A 22,076-nucleotide genomic window follows, 5' to 3' on the forward strand; every position below is an offset into this window, starting at 1 on the left:
TTTTAATTATAGTATTTAGAAGTCGATGCAACTCAAATAAAAAACGGAAATAACTATTTAAAGTTATTTCCGTTTTAGGTTGATACTAATATAAACGATTGTCTTTATCTAGTATATACAGTTATGATTCCTGCTGCATCTTTTAGTTTTAACTCGCTAAGAGTTAGGTTTACTATATCCTGAGTTTTAGATTCGCCATCAATAACTGTTGTTAAGTTATTATGCGATCTGGAATAAATTCCAGCACTAGTTGTTAATGCACAAGCACTAATTGTAGAGTCATAATCACCTTCGGTTGCAGTATTATCAAGTTTAAGTTCAAGATAATCCTTATTACAGCCTGTTTGATTTTGTGGAGCATCTATCAAAGTTTCTGTTCCGCTAACAACAGTACCTACTTTACTAAGATCCCATTTTCCTGATAGAGGTATCAGTGTTTCTCCTTCGTTGTCATCACTACTACATGAAGCTGAAAATAATCCGATACTAAATAATATTGCGAGTAATATGCTTCTGTTTTTCATTTTAAAATCTTTAAAAGGTTAGATGCTAATATAGTTGCAACACAAGGAAGTAATGTTGTACAATTTTTGATTTGATTTACATAATTAGTTGATTTGTAATAAAATATAATTGGTAAATGTTGTTTTTATCTATTATATTTATAGATAATTTCTATTTTTTGCTAAATCTGAATTTTATAACAACTAAGTTGGATTCAATTTTTTAAGAAATAATATTAATGGTTCTTAGGTTGGAAATACTCGTAGTTACTGAAAATAGGTGTTGCATAACTAAAAGTTTTAGAGTTATTCAATACTTTGATTTTTAGTAATTGATTAAAATTTAATTTGTAAGATAATTTGTAATATTTTGTTGTTTTGTTCGTTAACTTTAAATCGTTTAATTAATTTAAAAAAAAACATGATTATGAAAATTAAGTCTATTTTGTTAGGAATGAGTTTAGCTTTTTTATTAGTGGCTTGTGGTCCCAAAGATGCAGATATTCAAAAAGAGATTGCTGCAAAAATGGGTGACATGCCAGGAATGGAAGTTACTGTAAAAGATGGTATAGCTACTATTTCGGGAGTTTGTAAAGATGCTGCTTGCAAAGAAAGCTGTGAGGCTATTGCAAAAGGAATTAAAGGAGTAAAATCGGTAGTGAATAACTGCGAAATTGCTGCTCCTGAGCCTGTAGCTACTGCTGCGCCTGTTGTAATTAATGCCGATAGTGTTTTGAATACTTCGATAAACGAGGTAGTAAAAACGTACAGTGGTGTAACTGCTACAGTTTTGGATGGTGTGGTAACACTTAAAGGTGATATTAAAAGAGACCAATTACCAGCTTTGATAAAAAGCGTACAAGAATTGAAACCTAAAAAAGTTGAAAACAAGTTAACTATTAAATAAAGATTTTATGAGTTTACAAGATAAATACAGAGAATTAACAAGTTTAGCTACTGATTTAGGTATCGCTAATTTGCAAGTAAGAGAGCAGGATAATGTTTTGTATGTTGATGGAACTGTAAAATCTGCTGAGGACAAAGAAAAACTTTGGGCTGTTTACGGAAAAATTGATCCTGATTTTAGAGCAGCAGATGTTGTTATGAATATTGCTGTTGCTGAGGGAACAACAACAGATTATACTGTTGTAGGAGGTGATTCCCTATCAAAAATTGGAAAAGCGCATGGGGTTTCATGGCAAGCAATTTACGAAGCTAATAAAGATGTGATTAAAAATCCTGACCTAATACAAGTTGGTTGGAAATTAAAAATACCTACAGCATAATTTATTTATGTTGTTATTCTTAAAAGTCTATCATTTTATGATGGACTTTTTTTATGGATATAGGTTACTTAATTGGTTGCCTGGTTATTATGAGTATAATATATATCAAGAAATGTTTTTTTTATATTAAAATCTATTATTTTTATCTGTGAAATTTATAGACTAATAGAACTTAATGAATTAATTATGAGAAAAATAAAATTGTTATTTTTTTTACTTCTGGTAAGTAATCTAAATTTTGGACAAAGTAAGACTGATGAGGATTCGATTAAAGCAATTGTTGAAAGTGCTTATATAGGCGGAATACACAATGGAGGTCCAATTGAAGATATACGAAAAGGTTTTCATCCTACTTTTAAGATGCTACGATTAGATAACAATGATGTTGTGTCGGTTGCATTGGAGGAATGGATAATAGGAATTGAAAAAGGACGTAAGCAAAATGCTGATAAACCTATAATAAAGGCTGAAAGTGAATATTTGAATGTAATAGTATCTGGAAATGCAGCAACAGTTGTTATGAATGTATCTAAGAACAAAAAGAAAATTTTTACAGATCATCTGACGCTGTATAAATTTTCTGAGGGTTGGCGAATTGTCTCTAAAGCATTTTATAGAATCCCATAATTTTAGATATGAAACTACTTTTATTGACTCTGTTATTAATTACAACATCAGTTGTAAAATGTCAAAATACAATTGCTGTATCTGGTGATAATAAAGTGACTCCGATTTATGAGTTACGTATTTATGAAATATTCGAAAATAACAAAAAGGGTTTTCATGATCGATTTAGAAATAATGCAATGGAGATTATGAAGAAATACAATTTTAAAATTTCTTCGATTTGGGAATCAAAATCAGATAAGAAAACAGAATTCGTTTATCTATTGGAGTGGAGTGATGAAGCAACAATGAAGAAAGCTTGGGAACAATTTCGAGCCGATAAAGAATGGATAGAAATTAAAAAACAAACGAGTACTAAATTTGGTGATTTAATAGGTAATATTGAAGATCGAGTTTTGACAAAAATGGATTATTCGCCATATTGATTATCTTAGTTGTTAGCTAGCGCGAGCGTCCCGCTCGTGAACATAATCCAAATAAAGAATAGCTAGTTAAGATTTTAATGCTTTTTTTAGCATTGTAGTCACGAGCGGGACGCTTGTGCTAGCGTGGGATAACTAAACAAAAAAATCGGAGATACTAATTACAATAAATTAAAATAATTTTATTAGTTAAATAAAATAATCCAATTTAGGAGTATACTTTTACGGTTAAAAACTTTAACTATAAATTTCTTTGATGAAACAATTTAATTTAAACAACAACATACTTAAACTAAAAGTAAAAAAATCCCCATTAGGAATTAGAATCGTGATGTTCTTTTTTGCTTTTGCTTTTTTTGTTTTTCCACTATTAGGAGCGATCATCAATATAATAAGCAGAGGCGGAATGCAATTCGGCTATTTTATTGGTATAGGTTTATTTTCGGTTATGGGATTTTATCTACTTAGGGTTGCTTTATGGAATACTTATGGTGAAGAAACTATTGAATTTTTTGAAAATAAAATTACATATGAAGCAAATTATGGTTGGTTTAAGGATGGTAAAAAAGAAATGAGTTTTGCTATTCTTAAATATTCTTTTAAGTTGGTTGGTTATGAAGAGGACAATGAAGGTGTGTTGGTAATAGCTTCTGAAGAGTCTTTGATCGAATCGGTTGTTAAAATGCCGATAAATCAAGTTGAAGAATTGATTTCGATTCTTCAATCTCTATAATAGTTCCCCGTGCTGTCGCGAGCGTGGGATTTATCGCAACATGAATAAACTTTACTATAGATTTGTAAAGTTACCAAAAAATGGTAACTTTACATAAAATCACCAAATATATCATGGGAAGAAATACATCCATATCGTTGGGGAATCATTTTGAGAATTTTATTGAGCATAGTCTTTCAGAGGGAAGATTTAAAAATGCTAGTGAAATTATCAGAGCGGGTTTACGCCTTTTAGAAGAAGAAGAAAATCGATTGATGGCTTTGAAAAATGCAGTTCAAGAAGGTATTAATAGTGGACGAGCTGAAAATTTCGACCCTAATAAACATCTTGAAAATTTAAAGGCAAAGAGAAAGTAAATGGCTAAATATCATTTAACCAATAAGGCTGTTGAAGATTTAACTCAAATTTGGAATTATACTTATGAAGAATGGTCTGAAAGGCAAGCTGATAAGTATTATTCTCTGCTTTTGGAATCATGTAGAGAAATTGCTGAAAATCCAAATATGGGTAAAAATTATGAGGAGATAACAAAGGAATTATTTGGATTTAAATCAAATGAGCACATTCTTTTTTATCAAGTTATTTCAAATGAGGAGGTTGAAATTATTAGAATTCTTCATAGTAGAATGGATTTAAAAAGTAAATTTTTAAAATAAAATCGGAATGAAATTTCTATCGAGATACTCTCTTAGCTATTGCTGGCGTTGAATTACTCTATTCATAATAACAATAGTTACTTATAAAACCCAAAGCCCTAGCCCTGATAGAAGCGGCATCCTTTTTCTGGCTTTTTTTTTAGCCAGAAAAAGATACAGCGGATAGCAGGAATAGCTCCTGAATAAAATTATCTTCCTCTAATACTTAAATCACTTAAGATTTTTGCGGTTTCAGAATCGGAATTGGCTGAAAATCCAGCGACGTAAACACCTTTTTTGCCTGATGTAGATTTTATTCCATAAACCACAGCTTCATCGCCTGGATCTGATTCTCCTTCGTATCGATACACATGTACGATTTCAAATTTTTCAGGATTTTTCTTTATTACATCTTCATTTAGATTAAAATCATAAGTAAATCCTTTTTCGTTTAATTGATCCAAAGCTTTGGATACAGTTGCGTAGTGATACATTCTAATCATGATAAATGAAATTTTGGTGGTTAACGTTTAAAGATAACTATTTTAAAATTAAGTGTTTGTAAAAGGAGTGTTAAAGTAAATTTTATAATGGAGAAAAGAGAGCAATAAAAACGCTAAATTTGCCCCGCAGACCGCCTTATCGTCGCTCATTTAGGTGAGGGGAGGAAAGTCCGGACACCACAGAGAAGCATAGCGGGTAACACCCGTCGGTCCCGATAGCTATCGGGATTAGGACAAGTGCAGCAGAAAGTATGTACAGGTAATGCTGTAGTGAAAACAGGTAAACTCTATGCGGTGAAATATCAAGTATATCAGCATTTAAGGGCTTCTCGTTCGTTGCTGAAGGGTAGATAGCTTGAACTTATGAGTAATTGTAAGTCTAGATAAATGATAAGGTATTGTTAGTAATAACAAGAACAGAATCCGGCTTATAGGTCTGCATTTTTTTATATTTGTGAGAGTATTAAATTTATTTTCATGAAAAATCTTCACTAGTTATTTCTGAAATTAAACATGATACAAAGACGTGTAGATTATGAATATTTACGTTTTTTAATCTGTGGAATCTTTTTATCCCGTCCTGAAGCGTCGAGATTGGGAGTGGCAAAAAAAATAATATGAAAACAAGAATTGGAATTTTAGGATTGGGTGGAGTAGGTGGTTATTTTGGTGGACTTTTGGCGAAAGCCTACGCCGAAAACGATGCTATAGAGGTCATTTTTATTGCGCGTGGTAAAGCAATGGAAGTTATTACCGAATCGGGTCTGAAAATTAGTACTGATGAAGGAGAAACGATTGTTTTCCCGACTGTAGTATCTAATGATCCTGATGTAATTGGGAAACTAGATTACCTTATTTGCGCTACTAAAACCTATGATATTGAAGAAAGTCTTGATGCCATAAAAAAATGTATTACCAAGAATACTGTTTTTCTTCCTTTATATAATGGCGTTGATGCCACGGAACGTATTAGTATCATTTTTCCTGATAATGAAGTTTTGCAAGGTTGCGTTTACATCGTTTCGATGATTGCTGAACCTGGCGTTATTAAAAAAACAGGTATTTACGAAAAGTTATTTTTTGGTTCTGATAGTGCTTCGGTTTATAGAATGAAGGCATTGCAAACCATTTTCCAAAATGCTAAAATCGAAAGTTATCTCGTTGATAACATAGAAGAAACAGTTTGGGAGAAGTTTGTTTTTATATCGTCTTTGGCTTCAGCTACTTCTTACTTGAATCAGAATATTGGTAAAATCATGGAAAATGCTTCTAGTAGAAATTTATATGTTTCATTGCTGAATGAAATCACTATGATTGCGGCTGTAAAAGGACTGAATCTTCCTAATGATATTGTAATGCAAACTATCCTGAAATTGGAGAAAACACCTCGTGATGCCACTTCGTCTATGCACCGTGATTTGTTGGCAGGAAGAAAAATCGAACTTTCGTCTCTTACTGAATTTGTAGTAAATGAAGGTTTGAAATATGAAATTGAAACACCAACATATCAGCTGATTTTTGATAAATTAGCTACACACGAGAGTATTTAATCACTTATCTTAAATTCCAGTCCGATATTACGGATGCTATCGATACTAATTCGGGAATCGTCTTTAAAGTATTTTCGAATTTTACTGATATAAACATCCATGCTTCTGCCTGAAAAAAAGTCGTCATTTTTCCAAATCGATTTTAGGATTTGTTCTCTTTTTAGCATTTGATTTTTATGCGTGTAAAAGAAATGAATAAGCGCAGCTTCTTTCTCTGTAAGTTGTTGGTTTTTGTTGTCCTTTCTTAATGATAATCGTTTGGTATCAAATAAATAATCTCCAATTTGTAACTCGTTGGTTTCTGAGAAAAGAGATGTTTTTTGTTGGCTTCTTTTTAGGATGTTATTTAGGCGTAAGATAAGTTCTTCGGCTTCAAAGGGTTTTACAATGTAGTCGTCTGCACCGAGTTTTAATCCAATTATTTTATCTTCTTTAAGTTTTCTTGCTGTGAGAAAAATGAATGGAATTTCGGGATTGATTTTGATGATTTTTTCGGCAAGCGTAAATCCGTCAATAATAGGCATCATGACATCGAATACGCAAATATCGAATGTTGTAGTTTGAAAAATAGCTAATGCTTCCTGACCGTTTTCGGCCCAAGTAACATCATAATCATACAATTCCAGGTATTGTTTGAGTACGTTTGCAAAATCGGAATCATCCTCGGCTAAAAGTATTTTTTTCATTTTAGATTATAAATTTATCTTTGGCACTAAGGCAGAAAGACACCAAGTTTTTATTAAAATCAGCTCTTTGGATTTAACTACTGCGACTTTTTCGTTTCGTTCGTGTCGTAAAAATTCGATTTAACGCATAGGAACATAGATGTTATGTGTAAAAAAGAATACAAAAAAGAAAAATATTTCTTTCACATAGCTATTAGCTATGTGAATTTTAAATAAGTGAAACGTCTTTTTTGAGGGTGTAAAACCTATGTTTCTGTGTGTTGAAAATATTTTTTATCAATATAAGCATTGCGACTGAAAACTGAAACTGCAACTAAAAACTTAACTTAACGGAATACTAATATAAAACTTAGCTCCTTTTCCTAAATCGCTTATTACCGCAATCGTACCTTGATGGGCTTTGATGATTTGGTTTACATAATAAAGTCCTAATCCCAATCCTTTAGAATTGTGTAGATTGCCTTGTTCTACACGATAGAATTTATCAAAAAGTAAAGAATGTTTGCTTTTAGAAATCCCGATTCCGTCATCCTGAATACTAAGATTAAATTGGTTTTGGATTAATGTAGTTTTTATAACAATGGTATTCGAGCCATATTTTACTGCATTTTCGAGCACATTTAAGATTGCTGTTGTTAAGTGAAATTTATCTAATACCAGAGTAGTTTCGTTTGTACCAAAATGGGTTTCTATTTTAACTTTAGGGTATGCAATTTTAAAATCTTCGATAATTGCATTTAAGAAAGACTCGGTAATAATCTTTTCTTTCTGCATTTCCATTTCATTTTCATCTAGAGAATTTGCCAGAACTTGGTCGATTAAACTCTGTAAACGGTTGTTTTGACGCGAAATGGTATTAAGAATCGAGTTGAAATGAATTTCGTTGTCACGAATGTCTTTTCGCTCTAGTATTTTGGTCGAAATAGCCAGAGTCGTTAAAGGTGTTTTGAGTTCGTGTGTGATATTATTAATAAAATCGGTCTTTATATCACTTACTTTTTTCTGTTTTATCAATGCTTTTATGGCAATTACAAAAAGTGTTACTAAGGTTAAGATTGATAGTAGGGACAAGAATAAAATCATGCTCATCCTTTTTAATATTATCATTTCCCAATCGATAACCGATACGTACATAGAATCTTCGGTTAGCAAATTATAATCTTGCATTTGCGCTGTTCCGTTTGTTGTACCCACATAATTTCGGACTAAAAAGGCATTGTCTAAAGAAGCCAGATTACCATATAATTTGTTTTTTATAAATGGCTTTTCGGAGAAAATTGTATCGGCTTTTTTAGAACTATTATAGATGATAAACTTGTTGAGTACAATGGCAAAATCTATAGAAAAATTTGGAATTTCTCTATTAAACTTCTGTTGCAATTTTCGGGTTAGTTCACTTCGAAATTCATTTTGAAGCAAAGCGGTTTTAATGTCCGATTTTGTTTTCTTATCATGTATATAATTCTCGGCTAATTGCTTGTAGAGATGTTCTTTTTTGTTGACAATTGTCGAATCGATATCGCTATAATCATTTGTGATAAAAGCAATTTCATTCTTAATCTCTGAGTGAAACTGTGCTACTTTATAATCATAAGTTGTTTTTACCAAATAGCATTGCACAACAGATAAAACCACCAGAGCGATAGCTGATAAAAAGATTAATAAGTTGATTCTGTGTTTCATTTCATCCAATAAATACATCCCAAAAATAAAGCTTTTATCTTTTAATTTATGCATTAACCCTGCATTAACCTACGATTAACTTTCGGCAGTGTTTTTTAGAACCATTTTTGCAATCGAATATATAGAAAAAGACAAATTATGAAAAAACGATTATCAATGCTGATTCTGTTTGGAATTACATTTTGTTATGGGCAAAAAATGGAAAAAGTAACGGTTGATTATTTAGATACCAATGATATATATGTCAATGACGAAGACTCACAATCATTGCATTATTACAAAATGGTTCCAAAAAAGGATATTATTGGGGCATTGGTGATTTTGCCTTCTGGAGGGGAATCTACAGAAGATTTATTAAAACAAATAACATTGCATGAGTTAGCTGTTAAAAAAGGTATTCTGGTAATTATTCCTTCAATAAATTGGGGAACGGATAGTCGTGAAGCTGAATTTTCTTTTTTAGACAAGATTTTTGATGAAGTTGTAAGAAAGTACAAAGTCTCTAAGGAGAATTTTATTTTAGGAGGTTTGTCGAGTGGCGGTATTATTTCTTTGACTTATGCGGAAAACGCCATTAAAAATCCAAACAAATTATTCTTAACTCCTAAAGGAATTTTCGCTTTGGATGCTCCGCTGGATCAAGCTCGTTTTTATAAATATTGTGAAAGAGAAATTAAAAGAAATTTTTCTGAAGCTGGTGCAAATGAGGCAAAATGGATAAAGAATAATTGGGATACTTTGTATGGCGGTTCGCCTGATCAATTCCCGGAAAAATATATTGATGGTTCTATTTTTTCTTATGGTGCAAAAGATGGAGGCAATGCAAAATATTTAAAAAATATGCCTATTCGTATGTACACAGATCTCGATGTTAACTGGCTAATTAATGAACGACACCGTGATTTGTATGACTGGAACGGGATTGACATAGTTGGGATGGTAAACCAATTGAAAGTTATGGGAAATAATAATGCAAGTGTAATTATAAGTCAAGGAAAAGGAGTGAGATTAAACGGGAGTAAAAATCCGCATTCTTGGTCGATAATGGATACAGAAGATTGTTTGAATTGGATTCTTAACTTACTTAAAAGATGATTAAAATAATAATAATTGCAATTTGTCTCCTTATTTCTGCATTTGGATATGCACAAAGCGAAACGCCAAAGGATAGTATTTCGAATAAATTAGAAGAAGTCGTCATCAGTGCAAAACCAAAAACATTTTCGAACCAAAACGGAAATATTAAAATAGATGTTGCTAATTCTGTTTATAACTCTGTTCCTAATACACTAGATTTATTATCTAAATTACCTACTATTATTGTAAGTTCAGACAAAGAGAATATCTCGATTGTAGGCAAAGGAACGCCACTTATTTATATTGATAACCAAAGAGTGGGAATGAATGACTTAAATGCGTTATCGGTAGATGATATAAAGAATATCGAAATCATCCAGAATCCATCTGCTAAATATGAAGCGGAAGGACGTGCTGTGATTTTGATAACAAGAAAATTTAGTAAAAAAGATAGTTTTAAAACGGACATTTCTGAAGTAGCGTCTTTTAAAAAAAGATACAATAATTATCTTGGGTTTAATTCTAGTTTCAAGAAAAACAAACTAGAATGGAAGGCTAATTTTAATTACAATCAATTGCAACCTTGGGAAAATCATAGTATCGATTATGAGATTGCTAATGCAAATATTGTTTCAGATTATGATGTTGAAGCTTATACCAAGCGCAAACAGTATATTTTTGGAGGTGGATTATTTTATAAGATAAATGAGGATGATTATTTCTCGTTTAGTATAAACAGTAAGTTGCAAAAAGACACTTTTGATATTAATACGAGTACTTATAATAAAAAAGATAATGTCGAAAACAATGTTGTAACCTTTAGTGATAATGATAGCAATAAGGATTTTGTAAACACATTTTTAAATTATTCTAAGAAGATAAAAGCTATCGATACGCAGGTTTTTACAGGCTTGCAATATTCTAATTTTGATCAGGGATTATGGAGTGAAGTAGAAAACAATTTTAATGATACAGAGTTTGGCTTGACACAAATCCGAGATCAAAAGTTTAAAGTTGGTGTTTTTTTAGGAAGAATTGATATTGAGAAAAAGTTTAAAAATGAAATGAAATTTGAAGTAGGAGGATTGTATTCTTCTGCCGATTCAAAATCAGATTTTGATATATTTTATTCTGAAACCAATAAAAATGTATTGAGCCATTATGATTTTAAAGAGCAAAATTTAGCAGGATATAGTCAGTTATCGGGAAAGATTAAGAAAGTTGATTTTTCAGTTGGGATAAGAGTGGAGAATACTAATGTAAACGGAAAATTTAAAACCGATTTATTGCCTTTGATTGATAAGAATTACACTAATTTTTTCCCCAAAGCACAACTTACTTTCCCAATAGATAGTACAAAAAGCATTAGTGTAAATTATGCCAAAAGTATTTCGAGACCCAATTATTCTTCTTTAAGTCAGGGAACAACGTATATTAATCCTTACTTTTTATATGGCAGAAATATAAATTTGGATCCGACTATTATTAATGAAATCTCATCTACTTTTCAGTTTCATGATAAATCGGTTAAGCTAAGTTATTATCAAAACATAAATCCAGTTTATAATAGTTTTATATATGATGAGGAACAAAATATCATGACGTTTAAAGATATAAATTTTGATAAGGAAACAGGATTTAACCTGGATTTCACATTACCATTTACTTATAGATTTTGGACAACGACAAATTCATTGGTTTTTATTTTAGAAAAAATAGAAGATAAATCGGCTATGTTTTTAGCTTCAAAACCCTATTTGTATTATTACTCAAATAATGAATTTAAACTTCCCAAAGGATTTACTCTTACTGTATCTGGCTGGGGATTGACTAAACAAAACAAAGGCGTTTTTGAGCGAAACGAAAGATTTATTGTAGATATGGCGCTTTCTAAAACTTTTTTCAAAAACTGGAATTGTACTTTAACGTGTAATAATGTTTTTAATAGTAATATCGAAGAAGAACAGTTTACTATTAATAACGTTAGTTCGAAGGCAAGATATCAGGTTGATTGGCACGAAATTTCGATTGCTATAAAATATTCTTTCGGAAAAATAAAAGATTCACAGTTCAAAGAAAAAAATGTAGATGATTCAAACAGGATTCGATAAATGATGTGTTTAAAAGCAGAAGAGGCTGTCCGAAAAGTAATTTTAGATAGTTTGTTTATTGATTTTTGAAAACATGATTGCTAATTGCTCCAGCGGAGCATAATGTTTATAGCATTTTTTATAGAATCTATTGCTAAAGAGCTACAGTGTAGCGCCATTTTATTTTTTTTAGATTGCTATATATGTCACCCCGATGGGGTTTATAAAATGGGTTTGTGAATTTCTATAAATATAACGTCCCTCTGGGACTTAGAATGTCATAAACTTGTTTAAATAAGCAAAGAGGCTGTCTGAAAATTACTTTTCGGACAGCCTCTTTATATTATGATAACTTGGGTGTTTATTAACCTTCGTCTTCTTCGGTGCTTTTTGTTGCGGCTTTAAGGCTTATTTCTTCATCTTCGGAAGAATCAAATTCGAAGAAACTAAAGAATGAACCACCATAACTTTTCTTAAATGAAAAATTACTTAAATGATCTAATTTAGTATATTTAGAATGTTCGATAATCATCATTCCATCATCTTGCAAAAGCTCTCTCTCAAAAACTAACATTACAATTTTTTCGAATGTAGCCTGATCCAAAGCATACGGAGGATCTGCAAAAATAATATCGTAAGATGTTTTACAGCTTTCTAAAAATTTAAATACGTCACTTTTTGTTGCGGCAATATTAAAGTCAAATTCGGCTGCAACTTGCTTGATGAATTTTACACAACCAAAATCACCATCTACAGATGTAATTGGTGTGCAACCACGAGAGGCAAATTCATAACTGATGTTTCCAGTTCCCGCAAACAAATCTAATACCTTTAAGCCTTCAAAACTAAAATGGTTATTCAAAACATTAAATAATGCTTCCTTAGACATGTCAGTTGTAGGTCTTACCGGAAGGTTTTTGGGTGGAGATATGCGTCTTCCTTTGTGTTTTCCTGAAATGATTCTCATGATTGAAAAAGTATAAAATGTTGTTGATTTTGAGCCGTCGAAAAAGAATTTTTTCTTTCTAAGTTAGATACGTCAAACAAGGATACATTTCGGATATACTTATAAGCGATTGTAAAAAAATCATCTTTTTCAGAAATCGTTCCTAATAATTCAAGTTTAAAACTCTCGGGGTTCATATTAAGTTGTTCTGCTGTAAATAGCAAATAATAAATAAAATCCTCAGGAGTTTGATATTCAAAAGAATTAAATAGCAATAGTTTTTGGTTTTGCACGACAATTATTTCGAAATGTCCCAAATTAAAATTGACAACCATTGTTTTATCGTCATTGTTCTTGGATCCATCCAAAAGCTTTTCGACAAGAATACTATTGGCGTGTTTGTATTCGAAAGTGCCAAACTGGTCAATAAAAAAGTTGTTGATATTTACATACGGAATGTAAACTGCATTCATTTGATAATTAGAAATTTCGTCGAAAGCAAAAAAATCAGTTTCAAAAACCTTGGTATTATATTGTAAATAGCTACCTAAAAAGTTTTCGTCAAATAGGGCTGTAGGAACAAACGTCGATAAATTGTTGTTATGTATTACCGTTATTTGATCATAAGTATCTTTAAGTTCTGGATGTTTGCTAAAAGCATCGGCAAACAAATCTTCAATTTTGCTAGTTTTATGAGACGTATCAAAAGTGACTTCGTTTAAAGATAAAACAGTATTGTTTAATGTATCAAAACAACAAAACGAAAGCCCAGCCAGTGAAACCTGAATGGAAAGCTTTTTGTACTTTTTTGATGTTATATTTGTATTTTGTGATTGCATAAATGGATTTAAAATTCAATTCTTGTTAAGAATCAAGATAGAATTAAACGTGATGACAAACTTACAATTTTTTTTTATTCATTTGGGATTTTATGTGGTTCCCTCGCGTTTGATACCTATATTTGATGATAATTTTACATTAATATAACCGTTATGAGTTCTTCCCTGTTTTATAGTCTTTTACAAAAAAAATTCCCTTTTTCTCCGACCTATAAACAGGATATTTTTTTTCAGAAGATTGCTATATTTTTAACCGATACAGCAAATGATACGATTTTTGTACTAAAAGGATATGCAGGAACAGGAAAAACTACGGTAATTTCGACCATTGTAAATAATTTAGCCGAGATTGATAAGAAATATGTTTTGCTTGCGCCAACAGGTCGTGCTGCAAAAGTAATTGCTAATTATTCGGAGAAACCCGCTTTTACAATCCATAAAAAAATATATTTCCCTAAGAAATCTTCTGGCGGTGGAGTTTCGTTTACCATTCAGCAAAACAAGCATAAAAATACCATTTTTATAGTCGATGAGGCTTCGATGATCTCAGATAGTAATTCGGATTCTAAATTATATGAAAACGGTTCTTTATTAGATGATTTGATTTCATACGTGTATTCGGGAACCAATTGTAAAATGATTTTATTGGGAGATACGGCTCAGTTGCCACCAGTAAATTTAGATATTAGTCCAGCACTTGATATTCATACGTTAAGCGTAAATTATAACAAAGAAATTGAGCATATAGAACTTGACGAAGTAATGCGTCAGGAGGAAAACTCAGGAATCTTATTTAATGCTACGGAATTACGTGAATTACTAAAAGAAAGTTTTATTACCGAGTTTAGGTTTGATGTAAAGAAGTTTAAAGATATTGTACGATTAACAGATGGTTACGATATTCAGGATGCGATAAACTCTGCATATAGTAATTATAGTATTGAAGATACGGCGTTTATTGTGCGTTCTAATAAAAGAGCCAATCAGTATAACGAACAAATTCGTACCAAGATTTTGTTTAAAGAAAGCGATCTTTCTACAGGAGATTTCCTGATGGTAGTTAAGAACAATTATTTCTGGCTAAAAGATTCTGATGAAGCTGGTTTTATTGCCAATGGTGATATTATCGAGATTCTGGAAATATTTAGTATTCAGGAATTATACGGTTTCAAATTTGCGAAAGTAAAAATACGAATGGTCGATTATCCAAATCAGAAACCTTTTGAAACGGTTTTATTATTGGATACTATAAAAAGCGAATCACCATCGTTAACTTTCGAAGAATCGAATAGATTGTATGAAGAGGTGATGAAAGATTATGATAATGAAACTACAAAATATAAGAAATTCCAAAAGGTAAAAGCCAACGAGTATTTTAATGGTTTACAAGTAAAATTCTCTTATGCAATAACGTGTCATAAATCGCAAGGTGGGCAATGGGATACAGTCTTTATAGAACAACCTTATTTGCCAAACGGTATCGACCGTGACTACATAAGATGGTTGTACACTGCTATGACAAGAGCAAAAAATAAATTATATTTGATAGGCTTTAAAGATGAGAGCTTTGAGGAATAAAACACGAATAAGCACGAATTGTTTTTTAGATTGAGATTAGTGAAAATTAGTGCAATTCGTGTTAGAAAATCAGTTTTACAATGACAACACTAAACGATTTACATTCGATTTCGTCTACGTTTTCGAATACAGATAAAATGCCAGTTTTGTTTCTAGGGCATGGGAATCCGATGAATGCTATCGAAGAAAATGAGTTTGTTGCAGGATTTAGAAACTTAGCAAAAACATTGCCTCAGCCGAATGCTATTTTGTGTATTTCAGCACATTGGTACACCAAAGGAACAAAAGTTACGGCGATGGAAATGCCTAAAACTATTCATGATTTTGGAGGTTTTCCACAAGCCTTGTTTGATGTACAATATCCTGCCAAAGGAAGTCCGGAATTAGCTGTTGAAACTAAAAGAATACTTACTCCTGTCGAAATAGAATTAGATGAAACCTGGGGCTTGGATCACGGGGCATGGAGTGTGATAAAGCATTTATATCCTGAAGCAAATGTTCCGGTGATTCAGTTAAGTATTGATTATACAAAATCGGGGCAATATCATTTTGAGTTGGCTCAAAAATTACAATCCTTACGTCATAAAGGAGTTTTGATTATTGGTAGTGGTAATATTGTCCATAATTTAAGATTAGTCGATTTTCATAATTACGATAGAGATAATTATGGCCACGATTGGGCGATAGAAGCTCGACAAACTATTAATGATTATTTGCTGGATGGAAACTTTCAACCGCTTATTAATTACGAGAAAATGGATAAAGCGATTCAATTAGCGATTCCAACACCAGATCATTATTTACCGTTGCTTTATACGTTAGGCTTAAAAGAAAAATCAGAAGAGTTAAGTTTATTTAATGATAAACTATTGGCTGGTTCATTGAGTATGACTTCGGTTAAGATTATGTAACAGAAATAGTGTACAGTTTCAGTTTCAGTCACAGTTCCAGTTTTGGGCTTTGGTTTGGGAAGCTAACTTAAAAAAGTTTAGATAAAATTAAAGGATTAAAATGTTTTTTCACGCAGATTCGGCAGATTAAAGCAGATTTAATTTAAAATTAGTCCTAAATAAATCTGCGCTTATCGGCTTAAATCTTTTAAAATCTGCGTGAGAAAAATTTAATTACAGATTTACTTCGTCTTTTCTATTTATTGCTTTAAAAAAATCCGTTTTAATCTGCGTCTTCGCCTTGGCGAATCAGTATCATCCGCGTACCTTTCACAAAGAGTTAGAATTTATAAAAATCTTACAATCCAATAGCATAGAAATATCCATCGGCACTCCCGAAATAAACCGTATTGTTACTAATAAATGGAGAAGAAACAATTGGACCAAGTTTATAAAACTCATCCATAACTTTTTTAGTTTCTTTATATTGGGATAAATCCGAATTTTTGGCTGCGTATGTAAAGTCTAGTTGGTCATTTTTTAGAATTTCGGCAGCATGTTTTTTTCTACTATCGGTGCTTATAAAATTAGATATTTTGCCAAGCGAAAGAATATCCAATGAAAAGAAATTACCTGTAAAATCTCCAAAATAAATAGTGTTTCCAGAAATTGCAGGACTTGAATATACATATCCGCTTGTTCTAAAGCGATATAGTTCTTTTCCAGTTTTAGAATCTAAAGCAAGTAAGGCATAAGTGTCTGAAGTTCCAACATATATAATATTGTTTAGTATTACAGCAGAGCTGAGAATCCATGAACTTTCGGCATCGTATTTCCAGATTAGTTTTCCTGTTTCAGAATCTAAAGCAAAAAAATGAGGATCTCTGGCACCAAAATATACCATTCCATCCGCAACAGCTACAGAAGATTGAATTCCTTTGAATCCTATTTTGTCTTCGGTAGTAAATTTCCATTTTTCTTTTCCTGTTTTACAATTTATAGCGTATAGTTTAGCATCCCAGCTACCAATGTATAAAGTATTTTTATCTAGAACTGGTGTGCTATGAATTGGTCCTTCGGTTTTAAATTTCCAGTTTAAGCTTCCTTTTTTTGCGTCAAGCGAATATACATTTCCATCACTGCTCCCAAATAATACCGAAGCCGATTTATTGTCTTTGTATACTACAGGCGATGATAAATAAAAGTCCCATAAATCATCCATGGGTTTGTTATTTGGCTCTGTGCTCAATATTCTAAGATCACTATACCAGTTTTCTCCACCTGTTTTAAATTTCCAGACTTCTTTACCAGTTGTTGTATTTACGGCATAATAATAGCCATCGAAACTGCCGAAAAAGATAGTGTTTTCGTAAATACTTGGTGAACTATGGATTGCTCCATTAGTTTTGAATTTCCATTTTAAATTTCCAGATTTCTCTTCGATAGCATAAAGAAAACCGTCTTCGCTACCTATAAATACAATTCCGTTTTTGGCTATTGGTGAAGAGAATATTTTGCCATCGGTTTTAAATTTCCATTTAATGTCGCCTAATGGTAAATATCCTTTACCAGGAAATACTCGGTCTGAAAATGAGTTTATAATTGAGGGTTCATTCTTTTGCGCAAATGAATTATTTATTACTAAAAAGAAATAGAGAGGGAGAAGTGCTAATAATCTTTTCATATTTTTTTTCTTATAAAAATAAATATTTTATAACATATTAAAGTTTAATTATTTAAGAAATATGTTAGAAATAATTTTTTAAAACCTGATTGTGAATAGGTATATTTGTTTTTACGATTTATCACTAATACATTCAAGAAATGAAAATAATAGCAGTTATTCCCGCACGTTACGCTTCTACACGATTTCCCGCCAAACTAATGCAAGATTTGGGCGGCAAAACAGTAATTTTAAGAACGTATCAGGCCGCAATACAAACCAATTTATTTGATGATGTATTTGTTGTAACAGATTCGGATATTATATTCGACGAGATTGTCTCAAATGGAGGTAAAGCCATTATGAGTATTAAAGAACATGAATCGGGGAGTGATAGGATTGCTGAAGCTATCCAGAATCTGGAAGTTGATATTGTTGTAAATGTACAAGGCGATGAACCTTTTATCGATGCTGAACCGTTAGCAAAAGTGATTGAAGTTTTCAGAAATGACTCAGACAAAAAAGTTGATTTGGCTTCTTTAATGCGTGAAATTAAAGATGAAACCGAAATAAATAATCCTAACAATGTAAAAGTTGTAGTAGATCAAAGCGGATTTGCATTGTATTTTTCTCGTTCGGTTATTCCGTATCCTAGAGATGTAGCTGTTGGTGTGCGTTATTTTCAGCATATTGGAATTTATGCTTTTAGAAAACAAGCTTTATTAGATTTTTATAGCTTGCCAATGAAATCGCTTGAAGCTTCGGAGAAATTAGAGCAATTACGTTATCTAGAGTTTGGAAAGCGCATTAAAATGGTCGAAACTACTCATGTAGGTATTGGAATTGATACACCAGAAGATTTAGAGAAGGCCAGAGTGCTTTTGTTGTCTAAATAGAAGTTATTGTATAATTGTTCTTAAGTTGTTATTGCCAATCTTGTCTTTCTGAGGCACGAAGAATCTCCGTGAGTAACTCTGCCAATGAGTAACTCTGCCAAGTAGATTTTCAATTATTGTCTATTCTGTAAACGTGGCTTCGACTCTTCTCAGCCTGATAATATAGTATATAAGCAGTAATGAGTATATATTCTCAATATTATTGTTGCTAATCTTGTCTTTCTGAGGTACGAAGAATCTCATCAAGTAGCTCGACATAGTTTGTGGAGTTTCTCGCGAAGATTTCTCCTGCGTCGAAATGACAAAATTGAGAGTATTTACACTCAATTTTGTTGTTGCTAAACTTGTCTTTCTGAGGTACGAAGAATCTCCGTAAGAAACTCCATAAAGGGATTAGGTCCTTAAATTCTATTCTATTTTGATCATAGCCCACGGTTTCAACCGTGCGGTACGGATTATGAAATGCATTGCGCTCCAACGGTTGAAACCGTTGGCAATGTTTATAAAATATTATTTGTGTTTGCAATCTGTGTTTTTGGTTTAATTTGTATCGTTTGTTCAATATCGTTTGAGTTTCTCCTCATCAAAAAGGCAAGATTGTGTATAGTTCTATTAAAAAACGTTTCATGGTTCTGAAAATAAGTTGTTTACGATTTTTATGATATACTTTAATAAATAAGTAAGTCCTAGCCCTGATGGTAGCGGCATCCTTTTTCTGGCTTTTTTTGCCAGTAAAAGATATAGCGGACAGCAGGAAATAGCTCCTTATAAAAATGAGTTGTTAAGAGTAAAAGGGATTAATCTATCTAAAAAGTCTATAAAAAAAGCTCCAAATCATTACAATTTGGAGCTTTTTTTATATTTGATAATCAAACTAAATTCTTAATATAAATTAGGGAATTTAGAAGGATTAACCTCATTCATCATGCTGTATACTTTTTCGTAAATATCTTCGGCAGAAGGTTTAGAGAAGTAATCGCCATCGGTTCCGTATGCTGGTCGGTGTGCTTTTGCAGTTAATGTTTGTGGTTTGCTATCTAAATGCATGTATGCATCTTGTTGCTCGATAATTTGTTGCAAGATATAAGCAGAAGCTCCACCAGGTAAATCTTCGTCTATTACAAGAAGACGATTTGTTTTGGCAATACTTTTTACAATATCTTGATTGATATCAAACGGAAGTAATGATTGTAAATCGATAATTTCACAGTCAATACCAACTTGTTGCAACTCAGTAGCTGCTTGTTCTACCAATCGCAAAGTCGATCCGTAAGAAACTAGCGTAATATCTTTACCTTCTTTTAGGGTTTCAACAACACCAATTGGTGTTTTAAATTCTCCGTAGTTTGTAGGTGCTTTTTCTTTTAATCTATATCCGTTTAAACATTCGATTACTAGCGCAGGTTCATCACATTCTAATAATGCGTTGTAAAATCCTGCTGCTTGCGTCATGTTTCTAGGTACAAGTACATGTATTCCACGTATTGCATTTATAATCATTCCCATTGGAGAACCCGAATGCCAGATACCTTCTAAACGGTGCCCACGTGTTCTGATTATTAATGGTGCTTTTTGTTTCCCTACGGTTCTATATTGTAAAGTAGCCAAATCATCACTCATGATTTGGATTGCATATAGTAAATAATCTAAATATTGGATTTCGGCAATAGGGCGTAACCCTCTTAATGCCATTCCTATTCCTTGACCTATTATGGTTGCTTCACGAATACCTACATCGGCAACACGAAGTTCTCCATACTTTTCTTGCATTCCTTCTAAACCTTGGTTTACATCGCCAATGTTTCCTACATCTTCTCCAAAGATTAAGGTTTCTGGATATTTAGTAAAGATGGCATCAAAGTTATCTCTTACAATCATTCTTCCATCAACATCTAGGCTGTTTGCCTCGTATTGTGGTAAAACTTTCTCTACAGAGAAAACATTAAGATTAGAATCTGAAAATAAATTGCTGCTGAATCTTTCTTGCGTTGTTGCAATGTATGCAGTAATCCAGTTTGCTAATTCGGTTTTACTGTCTTCATTTACAACTAAACGCAATATTTTTCTGGCTGTTGCAAGCATTTCCTTTTTTAGAGGAGATTTTATAGCCGCTAATTCGCTTGTTAGTTTTAAGATTTGTTCCTTATTATCAGTACTGTTATTTGCAGTAGTTTCTAATAAAGTAAGCAATACTTTTTGATCTTGAATAATTGGATCTATAAAAGAGTTCCATGCTTCTTTTTTGGCATCGAGAACTTCTTTTTTTAATTCCATATCAATTTCGTCCAACTCTTCTGGTGATGCTATATTAATAGCAATCATCCATAAACGCATTTGGCGAATACAGTCAAAATCTTTTTCCCAAGCCAGTCTTGCTGCGTTTTTATAACGTTCGTGAGAACCCGAAGTTGAGTGGCCTTGAGGTTGTGTTAATTCATTTACATGAATTAATACAGGGACATGTTTTTCGCGTGCAATAGCTGCAGCTTCTTCGTATGTTGCAATTAATTCGGCATAATCCCAACCTTTAACTCTAAAGATTTCGTACCCGTTTGAGTTTTCGTCGCGTTGGTATCCTTTTAATATCTCCGAGATATTTTCTTTGGTAGTTTGATGTCTTGCATGAACCGAAATTCCGTATTCATCATCCCAAACGCTCATTACCATTGGCACTTGTAGTACTCCGGCAGCATTTATAGTTTCAAAGAATAATCCTTCAGATGTACTAGCGTTCCCGATAGTTCCCCATGCAATCTCGTTACCATTTACAGAGAAATTATCTTTGATTTTTATTCCGTCTACGTTTCTGTATATTTTAGATGCTTGTGCAAGTCCTAATAATCTAGGCATTTGTCCTGCGGTAGGAGAAATATCTGCGCTAGAGTTTTTTTGTTTGGTAAGATCTTTCCAAGAACCATCTTCATTTAAACTATGAGTAACAAAATGTCCACCCATTTGTCTACCTGCCGACATTGGATCAAAGTTTAAATCGGTATGACCGTATAAACCAGCAAAAAATTGTTTAGGAGTTAACTCGCCAATTGCCATCATGAAAGTTTGATCGCGGTAATATCCCGAGCGGAAGTCACCATTCTTGAAGGCTTTTGCCATCGCCAATTGAGGAACTTCTTTACCATCGCCAAAAATTCCAAATTTGGCCTTTCCTGTCAATACTTCTTTACGACCTATTAAGCTACATTCCCGGCTAATAATAGCGATTCTGTAGTCGTTCAAAACTTCGGTTTTGAAATCTTCGAAAGTAAGTGTAGTATTGTTTTTTTCTTTTATCATAATCTGGAATGGGTCATGTTAGATCACAAAATTAATTAAAAACTAGCAATTATCATAATTCGTTAAAAAAAATATAATTTAATTATCTGTATTTAAAAGGGTATAATAGGATGCTTTTTTTGTTGTTTTTTTATTATTTTGTGTAATTTAGTAATAATAATTTATGTTTTGTTTGGTT

21 protein-coding genes and 1 other RNA gene are annotated in these 22,076 nt (G+C 32.2%); 14 read left to right on the forward strand and 8 right to left on the reverse strand.

All coding sequences use genetic code 11. The features are described 5' to 3' along the window. Positions 1-104: 104 nt before the first annotated feature. A complete protein-coding gene (locus AC3IPI_RS14540; RefSeq protein WP_489153589.1) occupies positions 105-524 on the reverse strand; it encodes a lipocalin family protein in 420 nt (139 codons plus the stop codon). A 406-nt stretch (positions 525-930) separates the two neighbouring features. Here AC3IPI_RS14540 and AC3IPI_RS14545 point away from each other — a divergent pair, with 406 nt between their 5' ends. The 7 genes from AC3IPI_RS14545 to AC3IPI_RS14575 all read left to right on the forward strand — a co-directional run bounded on the left by AC3IPI_RS14545 (position 931) and on the right by AC3IPI_RS14575 (position 4,227). Next, entirely contained in the window at positions 931-1,410 is a 480-nt protein-coding gene (locus AC3IPI_RS14545) for a BON domain-containing protein (protein ID WP_086896426.1), read from the forward strand. A 7-nt stretch (positions 1,411-1,417) separates the two neighbouring features. Beyond that, positions 1,418-1,789 (forward strand): LysM peptidoglycan-binding domain-containing protein, encoded by a 372-nt coding sequence (locus AC3IPI_RS14550; RefSeq protein ID WP_489153591.1) that lies wholly within the window; start codon positions 1,418-1,420, stop codon positions 1,787-1,789. Between the two features lie 186 nt (positions 1,790-1,975). Further along, positions 1,976-2,416 (forward strand): nuclear transport factor 2 family protein, encoded by a 441-nt coding sequence (locus tag AC3IPI_RS14555; RefSeq protein WP_489153593.1) that lies wholly within the window; start codon positions 1,976-1,978, stop codon positions 2,414-2,416. A gap of 8 nt (positions 2,417-2,424) precedes the next feature. Then, positions 2,425-2,841, forward strand: coding sequence for an NIPSNAP family protein (locus AC3IPI_RS14560; RefSeq protein WP_489153595.1), 417 nt, complete (start codon positions 2,425-2,427; stop codon positions 2,839-2,841). A 253-nt stretch (positions 2,842-3,094) separates the two neighbouring features. Next, the gene (locus tag AC3IPI_RS14565) at positions 3,095-3,571 is read left to right on the forward strand and encodes a hypothetical protein (RefSeq protein WP_489153597.1); all 477 of its coding nucleotides are present in this window, start codon (positions 3,095-3,097) and stop codon (positions 3,569-3,571) included. A gap of 113 nt (positions 3,572-3,684) precedes the next feature. Then, the gene (locus tag AC3IPI_RS14570) at positions 3,685-3,927 is read left to right on the forward strand and encodes a type II toxin-antitoxin system ParD family antitoxin (protein ID WP_489153599.1); all 243 of its coding nucleotides are present in this window, start codon (positions 3,685-3,687) and stop codon (positions 3,925-3,927) included. Then, positions 3,928-4,227, forward strand: a complete 300-nt coding sequence (locus AC3IPI_RS14575; protein WP_489153601.1) for a type II toxin-antitoxin system RelE/ParE family toxin — start codon at positions 3,928-3,930, stop codon at positions 4,225-4,227. It begins immediately after the preceding gene. A 188-nt stretch (positions 4,228-4,415) separates the two neighbouring features. Here the strand turns inward: AC3IPI_RS14575 and AC3IPI_RS14580 are convergent, their stop codons facing one another. Next, the gene (locus tag AC3IPI_RS14580) at positions 4,416-4,709 is read right to left on the reverse strand and encodes an SH3 domain-containing protein (RefSeq protein WP_039116360.1); all 294 of its coding nucleotides are present in this window, start codon (positions 4,707-4,709) and stop codon (positions 4,416-4,418) included. Between the two features lie 123 nt (positions 4,710-4,832). On the opposite strand from AC3IPI_RS14580, the gene rnpB reads away from it, so the two are divergent. Continuing rightward, positions 4,833-5,156, forward strand: an RNA gene (gene rnpB, locus AC3IPI_RS14585) — RNase P RNA component class A. Between the two features lie 170 nt (positions 5,157-5,326). Next, positions 5,327-6,259, forward strand: a complete 933-nt coding sequence (locus AC3IPI_RS14590) for a ketopantoate reductase family protein (protein WP_489153604.1) — start codon at positions 5,327-5,329, stop codon at positions 6,257-6,259. Here AC3IPI_RS14590 and AC3IPI_RS14595 read toward each other — a convergent pair. Then, on the reverse strand, positions 6,256-6,945 hold the full coding sequence (locus AC3IPI_RS14595; protein WP_409416162.1) for a response regulator transcription factor: 690 nt from the start codon (positions 6,943-6,945) through the stop codon (positions 6,256-6,258). The two genes, AC3IPI_RS14590 and AC3IPI_RS14595, sit on opposite strands and share 4 nt — an antisense overlap. 321 nt (positions 6,946-7,266) lie before the next feature. Next, positions 7,267-8,682: a sensor histidine kinase gene (locus tag AC3IPI_RS14600; protein WP_489153606.1), complete on the reverse strand. Its 1,416-nt coding sequence runs from the start codon at positions 8,680-8,682 to the stop codon at positions 7,267-7,269. Positions 8,683-8,766: 84 nt separating this feature from the next. On the opposite strand from AC3IPI_RS14600, the gene AC3IPI_RS14605 reads away from it, so the two are divergent. Then, complete coding sequence (locus AC3IPI_RS14605) at positions 8,767-9,723, forward strand: hypothetical protein (RefSeq protein WP_489153608.1); 957 nt, start codon at positions 8,767-8,769, stop codon at positions 9,721-9,723. Then, entirely contained in the window at positions 9,720-11,816 is a 2,097-nt protein-coding gene (locus AC3IPI_RS14610; RefSeq protein ID WP_489153610.1) for a TonB-dependent receptor domain-containing protein, read from the forward strand. Before AC3IPI_RS14605 ends, AC3IPI_RS14610 begins: the two co-directional genes overlap by 4 nt. A gap of 343 nt (positions 11,817-12,159) precedes the next feature. Here the strand turns inward: AC3IPI_RS14610 and AC3IPI_RS14615 are convergent, their stop codons facing one another. Together AC3IPI_RS14615 and AC3IPI_RS14620 are read right to left on the reverse strand one after the other, a co-directional pair. Then, positions 12,160-12,762, reverse strand: coding sequence for an RsmD family RNA methyltransferase (locus tag AC3IPI_RS14615; protein ID WP_489153612.1), 603 nt, complete (start codon positions 12,760-12,762; stop codon positions 12,160-12,162). After that, positions 12,759-13,580 (reverse strand): DUF3822 family protein, encoded by an 822-nt coding sequence (locus tag AC3IPI_RS14620; protein ID WP_489153614.1) that lies wholly within the window; start codon positions 13,578-13,580, stop codon positions 12,759-12,761. Before AC3IPI_RS14620 ends, AC3IPI_RS14615 begins: the two co-directional genes overlap by 4 nt. Before the next feature lie 153 nt (positions 13,581-13,733). On the opposite strand from AC3IPI_RS14620, the gene AC3IPI_RS14625 reads away from it, so the two are divergent. Beyond that, entirely contained in the window at positions 13,734-15,158 is a 1,425-nt protein-coding gene (locus AC3IPI_RS14625; RefSeq protein WP_039116366.1) for an ATP-dependent DNA helicase, read from the forward strand. An 80-nt stretch (positions 15,159-15,238) separates the two neighbouring features. Beyond that, complete coding sequence (gene ygiD, locus AC3IPI_RS14630) at positions 15,239-16,069, forward strand: 4,5-DOPA-extradiol-dioxygenase (RefSeq protein WP_489153617.1); 831 nt, start codon at positions 15,239-15,241, stop codon at positions 16,067-16,069. A 337-nt stretch (positions 16,070-16,406) separates the two neighbouring features. Here ygiD and AC3IPI_RS14635 read toward each other — a convergent pair whose 3' ends face one another. Then, entirely contained in the window at positions 16,407-17,732 is a 1,326-nt protein-coding gene (locus tag AC3IPI_RS14635) for a beta-alanine-activating enzyme beta-propeller domain-containing protein (RefSeq protein WP_489153619.1), read from the reverse strand. 140 nt (positions 17,733-17,872) lie between these two features. On the opposite strand from AC3IPI_RS14635, the gene kdsB reads away from it, so the two are divergent. Next, entirely contained in the window at positions 17,873-18,607 is a 735-nt protein-coding gene (kdsB, locus tag AC3IPI_RS14640) for a 3-deoxy-manno-octulosonate cytidylyltransferase (protein WP_489153621.1), read from the forward strand. Between the two features lie 882 nt (positions 18,608-19,489). On the opposite strand, the gene AC3IPI_RS14645 is transcribed toward kdsB, so the two are convergent. Continuing rightward, the gene (locus AC3IPI_RS14645; RefSeq protein WP_489153623.1) at positions 19,490-21,898 is read right to left on the reverse strand and encodes an alpha-ketoacid dehydrogenase subunit alpha/beta; all 2,409 of its coding nucleotides are present in this window, start codon (positions 21,896-21,898) and stop codon (positions 19,490-19,492) included. Positions 21,899-22,076 lie beyond the last annotated feature (178 nt).

This window comes from Flavobacterium sp. GL_143 (genome assembly GCF_057834355.1).